This is a genomic window from Empedobacter sp. UBA7611, assembly GCF_002484365.1.
Taxonomy (GTDB): Bacteria; Bacteroidota; Bacteroidia; order Flavobacteriales; family Weeksellaceae; genus Empedobacter; species Empedobacter falsenii_B.
Window position 1 is genome coordinate 1 of record NZ_DLJR01000051.1, and the last position, 21,409, is coordinate 21,409.

Consider the following 21,409-nt stretch of genomic DNA (forward strand, 5'->3'; position numbering starts at 1 on the left):
GTTAGTAAGATACTACCAATTTATAAGTTATAATACAAAACACCTTTTACTTAACATAAACATTATTATAGAACAAGAAAAGACATCCTTATTAGAATGTTTTTTTAATTTATGTAATCATATAATCTTATCAAAGAATAGGTAATTATTACTATTATTATCATGTATAAAATATCCTTAACTATTTTTTTTTTGTTTATCATATAATCTTTTTTTTTCTAAGATTAATCAATATAAAATCAAATTGCTTGACTTCAAATCATTTTTATTATTGAATATACAAGGGGCTCTGATTAGAGTCTTTTTATATTGTATTTTAAATTAAGTATATTGGAAAATACCTCTATCAGGTTTAATTTCTTTTTCAAAATTTAACTTTAGTAAGTTTTATAAAAGCTCCTAATATTTTACCAGCTTTAAAAATCATAATTGCAGACAAAATAATTAATCCGATTTTAATATAATTATAATAAACACTTTTTAAAATTGAATTACTAATCATAATATTTATTGTATTTGTATAAAATTAGCTATTTCAATTGATTTAACATAATCATTATTATACACCTTTTTAAAACGCGTTAAGTCACTGATATTGTGTAAGTGCCGTTTTGGATAAATGATTTTAGGTTTGAAAAACCTCTGAAAGGCGCATTCTGCCGTTGAAACGGCATATCCAAATCGGACAAAATATAAATCCCTCGTAATTTTAGTTTTCGAGGGATTTTTTAATTATTATTTCTTTTTAGGTGGAAATTTTTGCAACAATTTCGTTACACCTTTCTGAATATTTGCTGCACGAACTTCTGGCGAAGCTTTCAACGGCATTTGAATTTTCAAGGTTCCTTCCCAAACTAATCTTCCTTCATCCTTCATTGAAATCGTATAATTTTGATTTAATTTTTGAGACATAATCGGAATTCCAACCGAAACACCACCTCCAAAACCATAACCACCCGTTCCCATTCCAATTCCAACATTAGAATTTTGTTGCTTCGAAACATATTCTTCTGGCTTCACGTCTAGCATTAAAACTCCATCATTCGACTTCTGAAAACCTCTGTACAACATTCCTTTTTCGATCGACGAATATAATCTGGCAGAATCTAAATCATTCAAACCTAAATTTCCTGTTTGCGTAAAAGAATATGTTCTATTTGTTTCAAAATCAAAATCTCGGTCATAATCTACAGCTACATTCTGCGTGCTACACGAAACTATTGTTAGGAAAATAGCACTTAATAAAAGTATTTTTTTCATTGTTAATATTTTAATGATGAGAACCTGAAACGAGTTCAGGTTGACAAATCACGCCCGGTTGAACTTATTTCAACATCATGTGAACTATTTCAAAGAATTAATATAAATTTCTACCACTTTTCTTAATGAATCAAAACCAATGTCGTCTAAATTAATTTCGTTGATAGCAATCCATTTTATAGCTGCAATTTCATCTTTTTCAAGAACAATTTCTTCGTCAGGAAAATCAGCAATAAATGCTAAATCACACGTTTTATACGGAACTTCTTTATACTCGTATGTATTGGGTTGCGAAAGAAAATACTTGAAATTCTCTAAAGGAATTTTAATTCCTAATTCTTCTTCAATCTCTCGTTGACACGTTCTTTCTGCCGACTCATCTGGATCTGTAAATCCACCAGCTAAATCTAACATTCCCTTTTTTGGTTCTTTATTACGAACAGTAAACAAGATTTTATCTTCTTTTTTTAGAATAACCGCCACAGCAGCTGCTACATTTTGATAATAAACCAAATCACAATTGTTGCACGACATTTTTCTAAAATCAAAATGATCGATAGAATGTCCACAATTTGGACAAAATTTAAACGATTTTATCATCTTTTTAGGTTAATGATTATTATTTATTTCTTGGATGAAATTTGATAATCGCATCTCGAATAAATTCTTGATCAACATGCGTATAAATTTCAGTCGTCGTAATACTTTCGTGTCCCAACATTAACTGAATTGCACGAAGATCTGCTCCATTTTTCAATAAATGAGTCGCAAAAGAATGGCGAAATGTATGCGGACTAATTGTTTTTTTAACTCCAGCAATTATCGATAATTCTTTCACGATTGTAAAAATCATCACACGTGTAAGGTTTTTACCTCGTCTATTTAAGAACAAAAAATCTTCGAAACCAGCTTGTATAGGAAGATGAATACGAATACTTTCTTTGTACAAGTTAATATATTTTATCGTATAATCGCTAATCGGAACCAGTCTTTGTTTGTTTCCTTTCCCAATGACACGAATAAAACCATCATCAAAAAAAAGATCAGAAATTTTGAGATTTATCAATTCCGAAACACGCAAACCGCATCCATAAAGCACTTCTATAATCGCACGATTGCGCTGTCCTTCTGGTTTTGATAAATCAATTACTTCAATCATTTTATCAATTTCTTTTTCAGAAAGTACATCAGGAAGTTTCATCCCAATTTTTGGAGTTTCGAGCAAAGAAGTCGGATTATCTTCTCTAAAATCTTCGAGTTGTAAGTAGCCAAAAAAGCTTTTCAAGCCAGAAATCACACGCGCTTGTGAACGCACGCTATATTCGCTCGATGCAAAATCGTGTACAAAATCCCTCAAATCATCTTGTGAATAATCTAAAGGTTGTTTATCAGAATAATTAATTAATTTTTGAATATCGCGTAGATAACCTTCAATTGTATTGGCAGAAACTCTTTTTTCTAATTTCAGATACATTTGATAGTCATACAAAGCATCTTTCCACAGCATTTACTTCGTTATTTTTTCAAGTTCAAAAATACGCTTTATCATTTCATCTTCGGGCATCCAAACTTGATAAAATGCTCGAGAACCATATAAAGTTCCAGCAATTGTGGCTTTCATGTAGTTATCAACAGTTGTTGAAAAGACAGGATTGAACTCATTTGAAGGAATTCCTAAAACACCTAAAAACTCATTTCTATACATTCCAGCACTGAAATATTTCAAATAAATTGCTTCGTTATGAAACATGAAAAAATCGTGAATTGAATAAATTTTCTTGAATAAAAAGTCATTAAAATAATTTGCATCTTGATTATAATACAACCAATTCGAAACCGAATTTGTATCTAATGCAACAAACTCATCAGGAATAATTCCACCACCACCGTACACTTTTTTACCTGAAGGCGCCGTAAACTCTAAGTCTTTATTAATTTTAATTGAATCTTTACTATATAATTCACCCGATTTTAATCGTTTGTATAAATCGTCACTGTATTTTGCAGTTTTTTTATCAAATGGTTTTTGAATAGATCGTCCAGAAGGTGTGTAATAGTTTGCAACCGTTAAACGAACTTTAGTATCATCGCCTAAATTAATTTCACGTTGCACCAAACCTTTACCAAACGAACGACGACCAACGATAATTCCACGTCCGTAATCTTGCAAAGCTCCCGCAACAATCTCACTCGAAGAAGCAGAATTTTCGTCCATTAAGACGTAAATTTTTCCTTGTTCGAAAAGACCTTTATTTGTAGCGTAAATATATTTTTTACGTTTTTGTTTGTCTTGTGTGTAAACAATCAATTCGTTTTTCGTTAAAAATTCATCGGCAATCTCTTCGGCAATATGCATGATTCCACCTGGATTTCCACGTAAATCAAACACCAAAGTTTTCATTCCTTGATCCAATAAATTTTGTAAACCTTCGTGAACTTCATTTGCAGAATTTTCGGAAAAACGAGTCAATTTAAGATAACCAATATCTTTCGTTAGCATGTGTTTTCCAGTAACCGTAGGAATCGGAACAATAGTACGATTTAGCGTAACAGAAATTGGTTTTTGATCGCGAATAACAGATAATTTAACTTCCGATCCTTTCTTACCTTTCAATAAACCTTCTATTGTTTTATTATCTTTTGCAACCAAAGATTGATCATCTGCAGCAACTAATTGATCTCCAAATTCTAGTTTACCATAATTCTTAGTTCCTGGCAACGTACGTTCAACAACAATGGTGTCATTCATTGTACGAAATTGAATTCCAATTCCCACAAATTCACCTTTCAATTGCTCTTCTGCCTTTTGTACAGAAGCTTTATCGATATATGTACTATGTGGATCTAGCTTGGCAACCATATAATGAATCGCATCATCAACTAAACTATCCGAATTAACATCGTTCACATATTCATTGTCAATCAAAGAAACTAATCGACGAATTTTTTGTTCGTTATCCGAATATTGCAAACCTACAACATCCTTGTTTTCATCGAACGCAAAGTCGTATTTTTTCCCAACCATAAAACCGATTAAGAAAATAATCATCACAACTAATACGATATTAATAACCTTGAAAAAACTTCTCATTGAAATGCTAACTGTATAATTCTTCTTCTGTAATTTGTCGAATTGTAATTCCTGATTTTTCTAAAAACTCTAACCCAGAAAGGTCTTTGTATTGTTGAATGTAAACGATGCGCTTTATACCTGCTTGCAAAATAAGTTTGCTACAATCTGTACAAGGCGAAAGTGTAATATACAATGTCGCTCCTTCTGCAGATTGTGTAGACGTTGCACATTTTAGAATTGCATTTGCTTCAGCGTGCAAAACATGCCATTTTGTATTCCCATCTTCATCCTCACATTTGTTCTCAAAACCGCTTGGCGTACCATTGTAACCATCAGAAATAATCATTCGATTTTTAACAATAATTGCACCAACTTTTTTGCGTTCGCAATAGGATAGATTCGCCCATTCAAAAGCCATTTTAAGATAAGCTTTATCGTAACGTAATTGTTTTTCAAAGTTTGTTTCCATTTCTAACTAAGCTTCTTCTTTATTTTTTGTCCATAAAGGCGGAATAAAAAATGGTAATGGATTTCGGAAAAATGCTTTTAATGTATGTGAAATCATCGTAAAAATCTTATAAAAAGGAATATTATTAGATCGCATTGCCATTAATAATGATAAGATAAAACTAACTAAGAAGTTGCTCCAACCTACCATAAAAATTGCAATAAAACCAATAATCATTGGTCCAATATCAAAATGATAGCCCATTCCTCCAATACCAATCGCGAAGTTTCCTGAAACGAAAGTAATGTGTCGAATATCGAAAGGTTGACCAGTAAAATCACCAATCAAAAAAGCACATCCCATCATAAAACCGAATGCAACATTACCTACAACTCCACCCATATTTTTCTCAAACCAATTCGAAATTCTTCTTCGTCTACGTTCTGAAAATGATTTCTTCAAAATGGGATGATTATAAATACGTTCTGGAATATTATGAAAACGTTGATTATTAATTGTTATTCCCGAAATTAATCCTGAAAGGAATAAGAAGACTCCAGCAATTGCTCCAAAGTAAAAAATATGCCAATCCATTGTCACCAATTCTTCCCAATAATGATAAGCTTTAGAATATTTTAAAACTTCTAATCCTAAGATTTCGTTCAGTAAATAAAATATTCCTAATGATACAACAAAACCAGCAACAACATTTCCTAAAAAAGCAATCATTTGGCTTCTTACTAATTGTGCAAATAAAGTTGTAAAATCTTTCACATTCAGTTCAGAACCTGAAGTCGGCACAAGCGAACGAGCTAAACGAGCCGCAGTCATAGAAGGCTGTTTTGTAGCAAGTGTCATATGTGTCAAATAAATCGTACAGAAACCAACAGCGTAATTAATACTAAAGAAAAACGCTTTAAACAGTGGCGATGTATCATGTATATTTCCAATTCCGGTTTTGATAAAACACAAAAAAGAAACAATAAAACCACCTCCACAAGCTGTCCAAAACATCTTATTATACTCTTTGGCTGTCTGCGTAATATATTTTTCCCCCGTTTTACCATTATGATAAGTAACTAAGAAAGTGATTAAATAAACCGTAGAACCTAACTGATTACTCATAAAATTCTTTGGTGCATAAAATTCAACCCATTTCTTTGTTGCAAGACTATAGAAAGAAATTATTCCATGTAATCTTAGTTCATTATAACTATTTAAAATTGTTTGTAAACGAACCAATTGTTGTTGCAAACGATTGATTTTTGATGCAACTTTCAATGAAATTCCTTTGTAATCTTTTTGCGTTAAAATATCATTTAACAAATGTTTACACTTAGAAATACTTTCTTTAATCTCTAACATATCAAATCCAGCTTGCGGATTTTCGATAATGTTACTAATCTGCATCGAAAGTTTAGAGAATGGATTATCAAGATAATTAACCTCGTTACTGTAACGCATCATTTCTTTGTCCGAAAACCCACCAGTAATACGAACCGTCAAAATAGAAATTGCTTGTAAAAGCTGATTCTGAATATTGTTAACGTTTCCTTTAAAATTATCTGGTTCGATATCTTGATACAATACTTCGAAAAATTTTCGCCAACGATCTCTTGGAATAATTCGGATTGCTGATAAGTTTTTCGAATTATAAAAAATCTCATTTACCACAGAAGTTAATTCATTATTATCTTCGATATCTGGTAAAAGAGAATCCATTATTTTCTTTCGAAAAATGGATAATAAATTATCTTCCAGATGAATTCCACTATCTACTAAATAGCTAACAAAATTGATTTTCCCGAATGTATTTTGAAGTTCTTCGCGAAAAATTAATCGATATGTAGGGTTATTTTGAAGTTTAGAAATTAGATCATCTATAAAAGAAATTGAATCTGGATAATCTTTTCTTGCTTTCTCTAATAATCTTAGAAAAAAGCTCTTCTCGTATTTTTTATTTTGATCAAATATAGAGTCTAAAGCCATATTTTAATTTCTTCATTCAGAGTACAAAAGTAAAAAACTTATACTACCTAAGCAGTATAAATCAACAGAAATAAAAAAGTGATTCTTGATGAACCACTTTTTATATATTTAGAATTTAAAATTTTTCTTATCTATTGCTGGGTTGATTTTTATGTCATTAAATTTAATCACATATTCTCCTCCCTCTGTAGGTTTCCCCACAACTTTGGTAGCGAAAGATAATCCATTGTAATTTTTGAAATTAGAGTAATAAAGTGTTTCATCTTTATTTTTCTCCATTACAATTTCGTAAGAATTTTTGTCAAAACAATAAACTGTTGAATTCGCATTTTTTGTTAATTCGATTTTATAACAACTATTATTTTGATCGTATTTATCTATACCTAAGTATTTTACCTTAAATCCTTTTTGTTTGTATTTCAATACATCAGAGTCAAAAGAGTCTGGTTTATAATCTTTTACAGCTACATTTTTCTTCGCAACTTCGCTGTATGTCCATCCCATTCTACCATCATATCCTTCGTTCAAGATTTCTTTTCCATTCATCACAAACACTACTTTTTTGTTGTAAGGGCGTTGATGATAAACAATCATTGGGTAAGAATCTCCAACATTTATAATGGCTTCTCCTTTTAGGATAATACTGTTCAAATTATTCCAAGCTGCTTCACCTCCTGTTTTTTGAATATGAGTTTCGATTATTTTCTCTGCATTTTGTGCAAATGTAGTCACAGAAAATAATGAAATCATAAGCGCACTAAACGTCAATTTCGACATAAGAACTTTTTTAATTTTTAACAATCTGTCGAACAAGATATAAAAACTAATTTAAAGTTCTGTAAAGAAATATTGTCTTTTAGTCTTTTTTAACTTCTATATGCGCCCAATTTTCTCCTCTTAAGATACGGTAAACCTGACCTTGAGAAATATTAAATTGTTTTGCTAGTGTAGAAATTTTTGTTTTTCTATTTGGATCAATTAATTTCTTTTTCAGACGAATTACTTGTGCTTCTGTCAACTTACTATTTGGAATACTGTCTAAACGAGAACGTCCTTTCATCATTCTAAATAAATCCTTATTGTGCTCTTTCCATTCGTCCAATGTTGCCCATTTCAAATTATCCATTGCGTTGTTTAATTTGTTATGATCCAAATGCACTACATATTCTTTATTATCTTTATTTGGTAAAAAAGTTTCGGCAACCATTTTATGTACATATTTAGCCGTACGTTTTCCGTCTGCTTTTGTTACCCAAATCGCACGATAACCATTGTTAATCGCTCCTTCTAAGATTTTGTATTTATCTTGTCCTGTGTATAATTTTTTTACAAGACCATCTTTTGAAACTAAAAAGGATCTTTTTTCAATTAATCCTTCTGCTTCGTATTCTTTCCATGAATCACTCATAATCACTATTTTACTTATTTACTCCATTTTACAACAACATTCATACCGAAATATTTTTTTAAGTATTAATTAACTTAATTATTTCATTTCCACGTCAAGTATAGCTGATTTTAGGGCAAATATAAATCATAAAAAGTTTAAAGATTATTTTTTAACAATAGTGGATAAGTACTTTTTTGCACGCTCTAAATCTTCTGGTGTATCAATTCCTACTCCTATCGATTCGGTTTCAATCACTTTAATCTTCATTCCGTATTCCAAATAACGTAATTGTTCTAATTTTTCTGCACGCTCATTTTGACGCATTTCAAGTGTTGAAAACTTCAACAAAGCTTCTTTTCTAAATGCATAAATCCCTAAATGACGAAAATAATTTGGTGTAAAATTAGTTTCACGTGCAAATGGAATTGCTGAACGAGAAAAATAAAGCGCAAAATCATTGATATCAGTGACCACTTTTACAAAATTAGGATTGTTAATATCTTCTTCTTTTGTAATGGATTCTTTTAAAGTCGCCACATCTACAGTTTTTCCTAATTCTCCATCAAAAGAGGATAAAATATCTGCCAAAGCTTTTTCATTCACAAATGGTTCATCGCCTTGCACATTCAAGATAATATCACATTCTATATCTTGTATAGCTTCTGCAATTCTATCACTTCCTGTTTCGTGATCTTTGATACTCATAATTGCTTTTCCATTGTGCGAAACAATTTCATCAAAAATTAAATCAGAATCTGTCACCACAAAAACATCGTCAAACAAATCAGTTGCAACAACATTTTCGTACGTCATTCTTATCACAGTTTTATCGCCCAATTGTTGCATTAATTTACCTGGAAAACGTGTTGCTGCATAACGAGCTGGAATTACGGCTATTTTTTTCACAATTTTTAATTTCAAATTTCTGTAAATTTAAAATAGATTCGGCTGAAATGCTTCTTTAATCAACAAAATAATTATAGTATCTTTGCTAAAATAAATTTTCTGTATGAAGATTGCTTTCAAAATTTTGTTATTTTTGATTTCATTAGGATTAATATACATCTTAATCAGCGAGTTAAAAATTCAAGGATAAAGAAAAATTTATGTCAAAAACAACTCAACGTTCGTTAGCGATTTTACTATCTCACGATATGCTTAGTTATATTACCAAAACAACCGACGGGGAAACCACTTCGTACTCGGATGTGTATGACTATTCGGTAGATTTTACAAATCTTAACAAAACGGAAATTGAGATTGAACATGAATTGCGTTCTAATTTGACTTTGCTACAAGAATATGATTATGTGCATATTTGTTTTTTGTCGACAACTGTAAATGTTGTTCCAAATCTCTTTGCGCACAAACCTTTCGAGGAATTGTTATCACTTTCTAACTATAGTCCTGTAAAATTAGCAATCGATTGTCCTTTGGAAAATGTAGATGCTTCAATTATCTACAATATTCATTATCCGCTAAAAGATATTTTGCTTTCGTTACCGAATTTGCAAAATGCACGTTTGTATCATTCGGGCAAATTCTTGGTAGATTATGGAATGATTAATTCTAAAAACGATGAAATTTATATCAATTTAATGCATCAAAAATTAGAAGTTTGTGTGTTAAGCAATGGAGAATTTATTTTTTATAATCTATTTGAAACAAAAACGAAAGAAGACTTTTTGTTTTACATTTTGTATACATTAAATCAATTAAATATTAGTCCAAATACCGTTTCGTTATATGCTTTTGGTGATATCTTAAATTCGCCAAATTATTACGAAACTTTACAAAAATATGTGCGTCATATTTCGTTTAACGAAGCAGACAAACAACTTGGGCAATATTTTACATTATATAAATTATTCGAATGCGAATCATTTCAGGAACATTAAAAGGAAAAAGAATCACAGCACCAACTAACTTGCCGGTGCGCCCAACAACAGACTTCGCGAAAGAAGCTTTATTTAATATCTTAAACAACGAATGGTATTTCGACGAAATTACCGTTTTAGATTTATTCTCTGGAATAGGAAGTATTTCATTAGAGTTTGCTTCGCGTGGAGCAAAAAAAGTAACTTCGGTTGATAATTTCTACGGTTGTGTAAAATTTTTGGACGAAACAGCGAAACAATTAAAATTAGATGAAATCATTACAACTGTAAAAAGTGATGTCATTAAATATTTGGACAAGCAACCTATCAAAAAGTTTGATATTATTTTTGCTGATCCTCCTTACGATTTGGATGTAGAAACTTACAAAAAAATCCCAAATTTGGTTATCGATAATCAATGGTTAGAAGAAGGTGGAAATTTTGTTTTAGAACACCCATCAAGCATTTCTTTTGAAGAGCATCCAAACTTTGTACAACACAAAAAATACGGAAACGTACACTTCTCTTTTTTCGAGTAAACATCCATTTTCTTAAAATATTTAACAAAATCGACTGATAGATGATATCTATCAGTCGATTTCTTTTTTTTATTTATACTAAGTCTAATTAAATTTGCAGCATTAATTTTATTTAGAATAAATATACATAACATATGAAAAGGAATAAACTTTTACTAGCTACACTTACTATACTAAGTTTTTCTACTGCGTTCGCACAAGAAACAACGAAAGAAAAAAAAGATTCAATTAGCAATCTACAAGAAGTTGAAATTTTTGGAGATCGTAACAAGAATCAAAGAGGTTTAGAAACAATTACACGTTTTCCTGCAAATCCTCAAGATCAAGTTCAATCTATTTCAATTATTTCTGAAAAGTTAATTGAAGAACAAGGTGCACAAACAATCACGGATGCAACTCGTAATGTACCAGGTGTTACGTTATTTGGAAATTATGGGGGTATTCGCGAATCGATGTCTATTCGTGGATATAGAGGAGTTCCTGTCTTAAAAAATGGTGTTCGTATGGACTCTGATTTCCGTACAGGATCTGCTGTTATTGATATGGCTGGTGTAGAATCTATTCAAGTTATTCGTGGTTCTGCTGCGGTTACACAAGGAATTGGAAATGGATTAGGTTCTGCTGGTGGTGTAATTAACGTTACAACAAAAACGCCACGTTATATTAACCAAGGACATATTTCTGCACAATATGGAAGCTGGAATACTTTCCGTTCTACATATGATATTCAACGAACAGTTACAGAAGATAAAAATTTAGCTTTCCGTTTAACAGGTTCATATAACAATGGAGATAGTTATAGAGATGTTATTAACAGTAATTCTTTCTATGTAAATCCATCTATGGCTTGGAAAATTGATGATAAAACTGAATTTGTTGCTGAGTTTGATTATTACAAAGGAGATAAAACGCCAGATCGTGGAACTATCAATTTAGGAGATAATTTTACTGAAGCTTTATACGATATCGGTGATAAATTTATGGGATATGATATCGATAATACCGAAATCAAAAACTATTCTTACGCTGCTCGTATTACAAGACAGTTAACAAATAATATTAGTGCTAGAGTTGCTTACTTTAGTAACTTCTACAACAGTGACCAATTAGGAGCAACGTTAGCTTTACCAAAAGGAAGTACAGAATATAACATTCGTAATCGTGGATTAGGTCGTTCTTTTAGAGATGATAGAAACTCGACTTTACAAATTGACTTGATTGGTAAAGATATGAGATTTGGTGATTTCAAATGGAATTGGCAAGCTGGATATGATTATACAATCAACCGTTTAGAAACAAGAACTGCAGATGGTATCGGAACTATTGATCAAATTGATGTTTTCAAAGATATTAACCATTCGATCAACTTAACTCCTGAGCAAGAAGCTAAATTAGCTTGGAACAAAGACAAAACAAATCTATCAAGAGGTTATTCTTACGGATTTATGACACAACATCATTTCTCTTATAAAGATTTAATCACATTTGTTGGAGGTTTACGTTATAGCTATTTAATCGATAACCACGATGGTGTTGTAGATCCTGTTGTTGGTTTAGTTGTTTCTCCTTGGAGAAATGTAAATGCTTACATTACTTATGCAACAAACACAAGTTTACGCTCTGCTTTAAACATTATGACTGATGGAAGCAAAGCTGGACCTTCTGTTACAGATCAAGTAGAAGTTGGTGTTAAAACACAATGGTTCAACGACCGTTTACGTGCAAACGTAGTTTACTTCAACATGAACAACGATAACTTAACATTCGAAACATACGAAAATCAAACAGCAACTGGTTTATACGAAAAAGCTGGTAATTTGAGACGTAAAGGTATTGAGTTTGAAGTTGCTGGTCGTCCATTACCAAACTTACAAGTTATGTTAGGATATGCATACTTAGATGCTGGTTACCACGATTCTCCTCAATATGTAGAAGATTCAAGACCATCTAATGCGCCTTACAATACAGCAAATGCTTGGGTTCAATATAAATTTATTGAAAATAATTTCTTGAATGGTTTCACTGTTTCTGCTGGTGTTTACTACGTAGGTTCAAGACCATCTAACGAACAAAGTTTAGATCGTGATGCTCATGGTAATTTCTACGGAGGAAGCAAACCTTTCTTATTGCCAGATTATTATACATTAAATGCGCAAGTTGGATATTCTATGAAAAGATTTGACTTCCGTTTATTCTTTAATAACATTACAGATCAGTTAGGATACAATTCTTACTTCCGTGGAGGTTACATCAACCAAATCGATCCATTTAATATGGCTGCACAAGTAAATTTCAAATTCTAATTTTCTCAGAGTTAAACATATTTTTAGCATTTATTTAATAGGAAAACGACAGTTTTATAAACTGTCGTTTTTATTTTGGATAGAATTGACTAACTTCCGTCAAAATTTTTCTTAAAAACATGAAAACAAAAATTACTGCTTTATTGATATTCTTTTGTTCGATTTTTACATTTGCACAAACAGAAAATACGCTAAAATCTATTCCAGAATTTTCTTTTGTAAAAATGCAATCCGAAGGAATTTTCAGTTCAAAAGATATCAAAAAAGGAAAACAAACGTTAATCGTTTTATATTCGCCAACGTGTATTCACTGCCAATTAACCTTGAATCATTTTAGCAATAATTACGAAGAACATTTAAAAAATACTCAGATTATTTTGGTTTCTGAATACGAAGCAAAAGACGCTATCCCTTTCCTAAAAGAGCACGCATCTAATTTTGTAAACAATAAAAATGTAGAATTATTATATGATTCTAATTACGAATTTGGTCCAATTTTTCAACCAACTTCTATTCCTACATTTTATTTATTCGACAAGGATAAAAATCTTGTTACAATCAAAAAAGGTTCTGTAGAAGCAAATCAAATTTTTAAATATTTGAAATAATTTAAAAATTAATCCATAAAAAAAATCCACTCAATTGAGTGGATTTTTTTGTTATATCTAATCGATGATTATTTACCTTGTTGTGCTTGAGCTTCGAATTGTTTTTGTAATTCTTTAATTTGCTCTTCAGATAAACCTTGTCCTCCTTGCGCACCTGGTTGACCTTGTGGCGCTGGTTGACCTTCTTTAAAGTCTACTAATTCTACTTCGAACTCTAATGCTTGGTTTGGTCCAATTTGTCCTCCAGGAGCTCCCATTTCACCGTAACCTAAGTTAGCTGGAATATAGAATTTGTATTTAGATCCTTTAGACATTAATTGTAAACCTTCTGACCATCCTGGAATAACTTGGTTCAAAGGAAATTCTACACCTCCTTTAGCTTCAGGGTTTTTATCTGTACTGTCAAAAGTTTTACCAGTAGCTAAAATTTTACCAGTATATTTTACTTTAACAATACTATTAATGTTTGGTTTAGCACCTGTTCCTTCTTTTTCTACAACATAAACTAATCCAGAAGCAGTTGTTTTAGCACCAGAAGTTTTTTTCTTCTCGTCTACTAATTTTTTAGACTCGTCTGCATTTTTCTTAACCAAGTTTTGTTGGTGATTTTTTGCATACGTATCTAAAATTCCCATTCCCGCTTCTTGTGTAATCAACAATTTTTTGTGACGTACAACATCCATAATCCCTTGAACAATAATATCCTTGTCCATTTGATCTAATTGTTGTTGGTTAATAACCGTCTCAATTTGCTGACCAACTTGTTGACCAATCGCGTAAGATTCTCTACCTTCTTTACCTGCTTTTAAGTAATCGCGGATCCCTTTTTCTAATTGATCGTAGTTGATACTATCAGTTTCAACTAAACGTCCTCCAAGACCTTTGATTTGCTCACCAAGACCAGTTCCGAAAGCATAAGAAGCTTTTTGATCTTCGCTTTCTAATTTGTCTACAGATTTTCCTTTGTTACAAGACACTAACGACGCAACAACAAAAATCCCTAAAAGAACTTTTTTCATTATTTATAAAAATTTATTGCAAGTTTAATAAGAAACTTTCATTAATCATACAAATCTAAACCAAATTCTTCTTTTAATTTTAACAAAATCGGGTTTTTATCTGATAATTTCTCAAATTTTTCTTTGTTTGATAAGATATGATTCGTTGCTTCCTTCTCAGAAAACTTAATTTGAATACTAAAATAGTGATTCTTAAGGAATGCTCTCAAACTATTTCTGATTCGATCTCGGTATTCCTCAAATTCTTGTTCCGATGAATGAGAAGTAAATTCGAAAATAATTTCATCACCTTCCAAGCCAAGTTCAGTTGTCATCAAAGCATTATAAGACGGAATATTATGTTCGATTTTTAATCGATCCAAAAATCTTTTCCAGCCTTCTTTTACTTGATCCAATGTAAACTTTTCTCTAGGCAAATCATTTCGTAAAATCTCCTCTTGATGTTCTTCAACTTTTGCTCCAGGCAAAGCCATCTTAAGACTAAACGACGAGTTACCATTTGTTCTGATTGGTTTTGAAGCACGCGTATATTCTTTGACTTCTTCCGAAATCGAAGTTTTAGCGTGTTGTGTATTTATCTGCTGTGGAGTTTGTCCATTTTGTGGAATAGAATTATTTTGCTGAACTTGAGGAACTTCTATTTTAGAAGTTTGTTGTTCAGAAAAATAAAACGTTGGCGGAACTATCCTATACTTTTTTTTTTAAGCCCGTTTTCTTCTGCCGTTAACGAAGCCAATTGCATCAATGCAATTTCAACTGTTAAACGAGGATTCTTACTCGATTTGTAGTTTAAATCGGCCTCATTACAAATTTCAATTGCTCCAAATAAAAACGTTGCTGAACATTTTTGTGCATGCTCCAAATATTTTGCTTTTATACGCTCACCAACTTCCAACAAACTTACTGTATTAGCTGTTTTCGCCATCAATAAATCTCGGAAATGAGCGCCCAAACCGCAAATAAATAAATGTGCATCAAAACCTTTGTTCAAAATATCATTCAATTGCAACATCGCTTGCGGAATATCATTTTCCAAACACGCGTCTGTCATCTTGAAGTAATAATCGTAATCTAATACATTCAAGTTTTCTGCTACTGAAGAATAGGTCAAATTTTTATTGGTAAAAGTTGACATTCTATCAAAGATTGATAAAGAATCGCGTAACGCACCATCTGCTTTTTGAGCAATCAAATGCAATGCATCATCTTCAAAAGTTACTTGTTCTTTTTCAGCAACATTTTTCAAATGCCCTTTGATGTCTTCAACTCCAATTCGTTTGAAATCATAAATCTGACAACGAGAAAGAATCGTAGGAATAATTTTATGTTTTTCTGTAGTTGCCAAAATAAAAATAGCATGCGCTGGTGGCTCTTCTAACGTTTTCAGAAACGCATTAAAAGCAGCTGTTGACAACATATGAACCTCATCAATGATGTAGACACGATATTTCCCTATTTGAGGAACAATACGCACTTGATCGATTAAATTTCTGATATCGTCAACCGAATTATTAGATGCCGCATCCAACTCAAAAATATTGAAAGCAAAATCTTGATCGCCTTCTACTCCATTTTCTTCGTTGATTTTACGTGCTAAAATTCGAGCACATGTTGTTTTTCCAACACCTCTTGGTCCACAAAATAAAAGAGCTTGCGGCAATTGATTTGACTTTATCGCTTGCTCCAAAGTATTTGTAATAGACGCTTGTCCAACTACATCTTCAAAATTTAGCGGGCGATATTTTCTGGCTGAAACAACAAAATTTTCCATACAAATGCAAATATAATAGTTTTAAGTTTCTAATAAAAATTCTTTCAAAGCTCATCAATTAATTCTATTTTTATTTATAAATTACACAAGTCAAAAAAGTAAAATTTCTAACAATTCATTTGATTATTAAACTAATTTTTATCTTATGCAAGATTCAGAAAACCAAGATTCAATACCTATTATCAGCATAAAAAGTTTTCGAAAAGGACAACTAGCTGGTCGCGATGAATTGCTGTTTAATGAATTGCATGGCGAACGACATATAGATAAACCACACAAGCACGATTTTTTTGTAATTATTCTTTTTGACAAAGCTTCTGGAACGCATAATATTGATTCGAAAGATTATCCAATCGATAACAAAGAAATTCATATTTTGTTTCCTGGACAGATGCATAAATGGCAAATAAACGATGGAACAATTGGTTATCAATTGATGACAGAACGCTCATTTTTCGAGCAATTTGCACCATATTTTCGCTTTTCATTTACCAATTATCAAAATCATCCAGTTATAAAATTATCGGACGAAGCTTTTTCTAAATTGATGTATGAATTCAATGCCATAAAAGAAGAATTAAAGTCTGAGAATTCTTTGGTTCATTTGATTAATGCTCGTGCAGCGGTTATTGCGGCAATTGTGAGTAAAGAAGCAGAACAAATTTTTACAGAATTTAAAGTTTATCAATCCAATCCAAGATTAGCGAAATTTAATATGTTAATTGATGAATTTTACAAGGAAGAAAAATCGGTTGTTTTTTATGCAGAGAAATTACATATTTCGGCTAATTACCTGAATATCTTATGCAAAAAACATCTGAAAGTTTCTGCTACACAACTTATTCAACAACGAATTATTATCGAAGCAAAACGACTTTTAAAATCAGGAGATTTATCCATCAAAGAAATAGCTTTCGAGTTAGGTTTTACTGACCACGCCTATTTTTCGAACTTTTTTAAAGCGCAAACCGATCTTACTCCATCAGAATTTAGAAACCCTTAATGACATATAAATCTTACAAGTTTTAGAAGTTATTATACTAACCATTTGTTTTGATTCATTGTAATTTAGCTACAATAAATTTAAACACAATGAATAATAACATATCTCGTAAAGATTTTCTTAAAAATTCAGCTTTAGGATTAGCAGGATTTTCTTTCTTACCAGGATTTTTACAAGCAGCACCAGATTTTGAAATAGATAAAACGAATGTGACAAAATCAGGAAATTTCACTTTGAAAAACGTTCGTTTAGAAACAGGTTTTGAATATGAACATGATGAAATCATTGGCACAAAAACAGATCTTTTTACTATTGAAATTTCGAATGGAAAAATCAAAAAAATTAGTCCAAATCAACCGAATGCAAAAGCAATCGATGCGAAAGGTTTGTTGATGTTACCGTCTTTCAAAGATATGCACATTCACTTAGACAAAACCTTGTACGCCGATAGATGGCGCGCAGTTCGTCGTTCTGGAGGAATCAAAGGTATGATTGAATTAGAGCAAAAAGTTTTGCCAGAAATGTTGAAAAAATCGACATACAAAGCCGAAAAATTGATTGAATTATTACAATCGTACGGAACTGGTTTCGCGCGTAGTCATGTGAACATTGAACCAACTTCTAAATTAGATTCATTGAAGAATTTAGAAATTGCTTTGGCGAATAAAAAAGATTCATTTGGAGCTGAATTGGTTGCTTTTCCTCAACATGGTTTATTCTACACCGATTCGATGCCGTATATGAAAGAAGCTGCTAAAATGAACATCGATTTTATTGGAGGTTTAGATCCTACAAATGTTGATGGCGCAATCGAGAAAACAATGGATGCAACAATTCAATTAGCGTTAGATCATAACAAAGGAATTGATATTCATTTGCACGAATCAGGAAAATCTGGTCATGATACCATTGACTATTTAATCAAAAAAGTAAACGAAAATCCACAATTAAAAGGAAAAACATTCGTCAGTCATTCTTTTGCATTAGCAACTTTAGATAAATCAAAACAAGAAGCCATTGCCGAACAATTGGGTGCAGCGCAAATCGGAATTGTTTCTACGATTCCTTTCGGAAGCTTAGTTATGCCAATTCCAACTTTATTAAAACATGGTGTAACCGTAATGACAGGAAACGACAGCATTGTGGATTATTGGAATACGTTTGGAACAGGAAGTGTTTTACAGAAAGCAAATCTTGCAGCACAGTTATACGGACAAAGTTCTGAATTTGGTTTATCAAGAATGTTGAAATTAGCAACCGCAGGACCAATTCCATTGAATGATAAAGGTGTACAACAATGGCCAAAAGAAGGCGATGATGCAAATATTATCTTGATTGATGCAAGTTGTTCTGCAGAAGCGGTTTCGAGAATATCACCTGTTCGTTCCTTAATTGTAAAAGGAAATATTGTCTATTAATTCAAAACTTCGTCATTTCAACTCATTCAAACTATAAATCATTATGAAATCAGTTTTAATTTTAATGTTTATGATGACAACGGTTACAGCATGTCATTCAACTCCAACAGAAGATTCTAATACAGAAATTATGAATGAAAAAGATATTATAAAAGCAGTCAAAAACAACGATATTCAAGCAGTTACAAAAGCGTTAGAAAATGGCGCAGATGTTAATTCGACTGATAATAGTAAACGTTCATTATTATTAATTGCAACTAATAATTCGAATATCGAAATCGCAAAATTATTGGTAAAAAATGGTGCTGATGTGAATCAGCAAGCCGATAATCAAGACAGTGCTTTTTTGTATGCAGGCGCAAGCGGACAAACAGAATTGGTTCAATTATTTTTAGATCATGGTGCTCGTTTTGATATATTTAATCGCTACAATGGTTCTGCATTGATACCTGCTTGTGAGCGCGGACATGTAGAAACGGTACGATTATTAGCCAATACCAAAAATTATCCTGTAGATCATGTGAATCGTTTGGGTTGGACAGGACTAATGGAAGCCATTGTTTTGGGTGACGGAAGCAAAAAATATCAACAAATTGTTCAGATATTAAAAGATGCAGGTGCAAAAATGGATATTCCAGATCACGATGGAGTAACACCTTTGCAACATGCACAACAAAGAGGTTATAAAGAAATTGTAGCCATTATTAAATCATAGAACTGAATAAAAATGTCATGTTTGAACGATACGAAGTGAAGTGAAACATCTTTTGAGATTCCTCCTTCCTCGGAATGACAAAAACCTTTATTAATTAAATTATCATGCAAACAAATTATACAGCAATCACAAAAGGAAATTATACCTTAAAAAATGTACGATTAGAAACAGGTTTTATTGAAGATGAATCTGGTATTATCGGAACAAAAACCGATTTATTTTCTGTCGAAATAAAAGATAATAAAATTGCAAAAGTAAGTGCAAATAATCCGCAATTAACAGATGCAATTGACGCAAAAGGATTGTTAATGTTACCAGCTTTCAAGGATATGCACGTGCATTTAGACAAAACTTTGTACGGTTTACCTTGGCAGGCGCTTTCGCCAAAACGCCGAACTGTTGCGGATATGATTGCATATGAGCAAGAAATTATCCCAGAATTGTTAAAAACTTCGGTAGAGCGTGGCGAGCAATTAATCAATTTATTGCAACATTACGGAACTACTTTCGCACGCACACATTTCAATGTTGATACAACATCTGGGTTGAAGTCTTTAGAAAATTTAGAAAAAGCCTTAGAAAATAAGAAGGAAACATTCAGTGCCGAATTGGTTGCTTTTCCTCAACACGGTTTGTACTATACCGATTCTGCTTCGTTGATGAAAGAAGCTGCGCAATTAAAAAGTGTTGCTTTTGTTGGAGGTTTAGATCCTTTCAGTATTGATAAAAACATCGAAAAAGCAATCGATTTTACGGTTCAATTGGCTTTGGATAATAATAAAGGAATCGATATTCATTTACACGACACAGGAAAAGAAGGAATGCGTACAATTGAATATTTAGCTGAATTAACGATAAAAAATCCGCAATTAAAAGGAAAAACATATGTAAGTCATGCTTTTGCTTTAGCACATTTATCGAAAAGTGAAGAACAAGCAATCTCAGAAAAATTAGCCGAAGCAAAAGTTGGAATTGTTTCTTCTGTACCTTTCCGCAATAAAGTCGCCATGCCAATTCCTACTTTGGTAAAAAATGATGTTGAAGTTTTAATTGGAAATGATAATGTGCAAGATTATTGGAGCACGTTTGGAACTGGAAATATGTTGCAAAAAGCAAATTTGATTTCAGAATTGTATGGTTTAGAAACTGAATATGATTTATCGAGAAATTTAGGTTTTGCAACAAAAAACATTACGCCATTAGACAAGAAAGGAAATCAACAATGGCCAAAAACTGGTGATAATGCAGATATCGTTTTGATTGACGCTAGTTGTTCTGCCGAAGCAGTTGCGAGAATGTCGCCTGTTTTAGCTTTAGCTCACAATGGAAATTTAGTTTGGAAAAATTAATCAAATAGAAACCATCATTATATTTTACTATATTAGTACATTGATTAATTTTTAAACACGATTAAGATGAAGTCTACTTTTATAGTTTTTATTTTACTACTATCAATAAATAATTACGGACAACAAACTATTTCGAAAAGTGAGGTTATAGATGCTAAGATAGAATTGTATGAAAATAAAATTGATTCTAAGCTAAGAGAACTTGATTTGAAAGAAGATAATTTAGAATTAAGCAAACAAAATGTCGCTGATATTATCAATTTTCATAAAGAAGGAATGGAGGAATTTCATCGAACTTTGAATTATTTATTGGTTGTGATGGGAATTATTGTTTCGGTTGTCATCGCTGCTGCAGGTTATTATCTAGAACGTTTTAACAAGAGAAAATCATTAGAACTCAAAAAAGATATTGATGCCTTGAAACAATCGATGGAAGAAAGTCTTGAAAAAATCAAGAAAGAATCTGAAATAGAATTAAATCTAATTCGTGCAGAAGCTAAACGTCAAATGGATCATTTCAAAAATGATTAAGCAAAAAAACTGACTAAATAATCAAATATTCAAAACTGAGTTAGATACAATATCTAACTCAGTTTTTTATTTTTTATAAATCATTTCTAATAATAATCAATAATAGATAGCAAATT

Annotated in this window: 21 protein-coding genes; 9 read left to right on the forward strand and 12 right to left on the reverse strand. The window is 31.6% G+C overall.

All coding sequences use genetic code 11. From position 1 onward, the window contains the following. Nucleotides 1-735 precede the first annotated feature (735 nt). From B3R94_RS08840 to kdsB, 9 genes are all read right to left on the reverse strand, one after another. A complete protein-coding gene (locus tag B3R94_RS08840) occupies nucleotides 736-1,260 on the reverse strand; it encodes a DUF4136 domain-containing protein (protein WP_291100175.1) in 525 nt (174 codons plus the stop codon). A gap of 84 nt (nucleotides 1,261-1,344) precedes the next feature. After that, the gene (locus B3R94_RS08845) at nucleotides 1,345-1,860 is read right to left on the reverse strand and encodes an NUDIX hydrolase (RefSeq protein ID WP_291100178.1); all 516 of its coding nucleotides are present in this window, start codon (nucleotides 1,858-1,860) and stop codon (nucleotides 1,345-1,347) included. A gap of 19 nt (nucleotides 1,861-1,879) precedes the next feature. Beyond that, complete coding sequence (xerD, locus tag B3R94_RS08850; protein ID WP_180905186.1) at nucleotides 1,880-2,767, reverse strand: site-specific tyrosine recombinase XerD; 888 nt, start codon at nucleotides 2,765-2,767, stop codon at nucleotides 1,880-1,882. After that, entirely contained in the window at nucleotides 2,768-4,351 is a 1,584-nt protein-coding gene (locus tag B3R94_RS08855) for a S41 family peptidase (RefSeq protein WP_291100181.1), read from the reverse strand. 7 nt (nucleotides 4,352-4,358) lie between these two features. Then, nucleotides 4,359-4,802, reverse strand: a complete 444-nt coding sequence (locus B3R94_RS08860) for a deoxycytidylate deaminase (RefSeq protein WP_291100184.1) — start codon at nucleotides 4,800-4,802, stop codon at nucleotides 4,359-4,361. Nucleotides 4,803-4,808: 6 nt separating this feature from the next. Then, on the reverse strand, nucleotides 4,809-6,770 hold the full coding sequence (locus B3R94_RS08865) for a site-specific recombinase Gcr (RefSeq protein WP_038332704.1): 1,962 nt from the start codon (nucleotides 6,768-6,770) through the stop codon (nucleotides 4,809-4,811). Nucleotides 6,771-6,878: 108 nt separating this feature from the next. After that, on the reverse strand, nucleotides 6,879-7,547 hold the full coding sequence (locus B3R94_RS08870; RefSeq protein ID WP_260392500.1) for a LolA family protein: 669 nt from the start codon (nucleotides 7,545-7,547) through the stop codon (nucleotides 6,879-6,881). A gap of 79 nt (nucleotides 7,548-7,626) precedes the next feature. Next, the gene (locus tag B3R94_RS08875) at nucleotides 7,627-8,178 is read right to left on the reverse strand and encodes an HNH endonuclease (protein ID WP_038332702.1); all 552 of its coding nucleotides are present in this window, start codon (nucleotides 8,176-8,178) and stop codon (nucleotides 7,627-7,629) included. A 144-nt stretch (nucleotides 8,179-8,322) separates the two neighbouring features. Then, complete coding sequence (kdsB, locus tag B3R94_RS08880; protein ID WP_125349769.1) at nucleotides 8,323-9,066, reverse strand: 3-deoxy-manno-octulosonate cytidylyltransferase; 744 nt, start codon at nucleotides 9,064-9,066, stop codon at nucleotides 8,323-8,325. A 200-nt stretch (nucleotides 9,067-9,266) separates the two neighbouring features. Here kdsB and B3R94_RS08885 point away from each other — a divergent pair, with 200 nt between their 5' ends. The 4 genes from B3R94_RS08885 (at nucleotide 9,267) to B3R94_RS08900 (ending at nucleotide 13,487) form a co-directional block, all read left to right on the forward strand. Then, entirely contained in the window at nucleotides 9,267-10,058 is a 792-nt protein-coding gene (locus B3R94_RS08885) for a DUF3822 family protein (RefSeq protein WP_125349770.1), read from the forward strand. Then, nucleotides 10,034-10,576: an RsmD family RNA methyltransferase gene (locus B3R94_RS08890; RefSeq protein WP_125349771.1), complete on the forward strand. Its 543-nt coding sequence runs from the start codon at nucleotides 10,034-10,036 to the stop codon at nucleotides 10,574-10,576. The genes B3R94_RS08885 and B3R94_RS08890 overlap by 25 nt, the downstream gene beginning before the upstream one ends. 134 nt (nucleotides 10,577-10,710) lie before the next feature. After that, nucleotides 10,711-12,879 carry a TonB-dependent siderophore receptor gene (locus tag B3R94_RS08895; protein ID WP_125349772.1) on the forward strand — a complete coding sequence of 723 codons (2,169 nt, stop codon included), beginning with the start codon at nucleotides 10,711-10,713 and terminating at the stop codon, nucleotides 12,877-12,879. 119 nt (nucleotides 12,880-12,998) lie between these two features. Further along, a complete protein-coding gene (locus B3R94_RS08900; protein WP_125349773.1) occupies nucleotides 12,999-13,487 on the forward strand; it encodes a TlpA family protein disulfide reductase in 489 nt (162 codons plus the stop codon). Nucleotides 13,488-13,555: 68 nt separating this feature from the next. On the opposite strand, the gene B3R94_RS08905 is transcribed toward B3R94_RS08900, so the two are convergent. The 3 genes from B3R94_RS08905 to dnaX form a co-directional block, all read right to left on the reverse strand. Then, complete coding sequence (locus B3R94_RS08905) at nucleotides 13,556-14,506, reverse strand: FKBP-type peptidyl-prolyl cis-trans isomerase (protein WP_125349774.1); 951 nt, start codon at nucleotides 14,504-14,506, stop codon at nucleotides 13,556-13,558. 41 nt (nucleotides 14,507-14,547) lie between these two features. Continuing rightward, complete coding sequence (locus B3R94_RS08910) at nucleotides 14,548-14,979, reverse strand: hypothetical protein (protein ID WP_115001825.1); 432 nt, start codon at nucleotides 14,977-14,979, stop codon at nucleotides 14,548-14,550. A gap of 209 nt (nucleotides 14,980-15,188) precedes the next feature. Further along, entirely contained in the window at nucleotides 15,189-16,277 is a 1,089-nt protein-coding gene (dnaX, locus tag B3R94_RS08915) for a DNA polymerase III subunit gamma/tau (protein ID WP_115001827.1), read from the reverse strand. A gap of 145 nt (nucleotides 16,278-16,422) precedes the next feature. Between dnaX and B3R94_RS08920 the strand changes: the two genes are divergently transcribed. From B3R94_RS08920 to B3R94_RS08940, 5 genes are all read left to right on the forward strand, one after another. Continuing rightward, complete coding sequence (locus tag B3R94_RS08920) at nucleotides 16,423-17,280, forward strand: helix-turn-helix domain-containing protein (RefSeq protein WP_280049623.1); 858 nt, start codon at nucleotides 16,423-16,425, stop codon at nucleotides 17,278-17,280. Nucleotides 17,281-17,369: 89 nt separating this feature from the next. After that, complete coding sequence (locus B3R94_RS08925) at nucleotides 17,370-18,698, forward strand: amidohydrolase (RefSeq protein WP_291100191.1); 1,329 nt, start codon at nucleotides 17,370-17,372, stop codon at nucleotides 18,696-18,698. 43 nt (nucleotides 18,699-18,741) lie between these two features. Beyond that, entirely contained in the window at nucleotides 18,742-19,413 is a 672-nt protein-coding gene (locus tag B3R94_RS08930) for an ankyrin repeat domain-containing protein (protein WP_291100194.1), read from the forward strand. Nucleotides 19,414-19,517: 104 nt separating this feature from the next. Then, nucleotides 19,518-20,762, forward strand: coding sequence for an amidohydrolase (locus B3R94_RS08935; protein ID WP_291100197.1), 1,245 nt, complete (start codon nucleotides 19,518-19,520; stop codon nucleotides 20,760-20,762). A 66-nt stretch (nucleotides 20,763-20,828) separates the two neighbouring features. Beyond that, nucleotides 20,829-21,293, forward strand: coding sequence for a hypothetical protein (locus B3R94_RS08940; protein WP_291100200.1), 465 nt, complete (start codon nucleotides 20,829-20,831; stop codon nucleotides 21,291-21,293). Nucleotides 21,294-21,409: the final 116 nt, after the last annotated feature.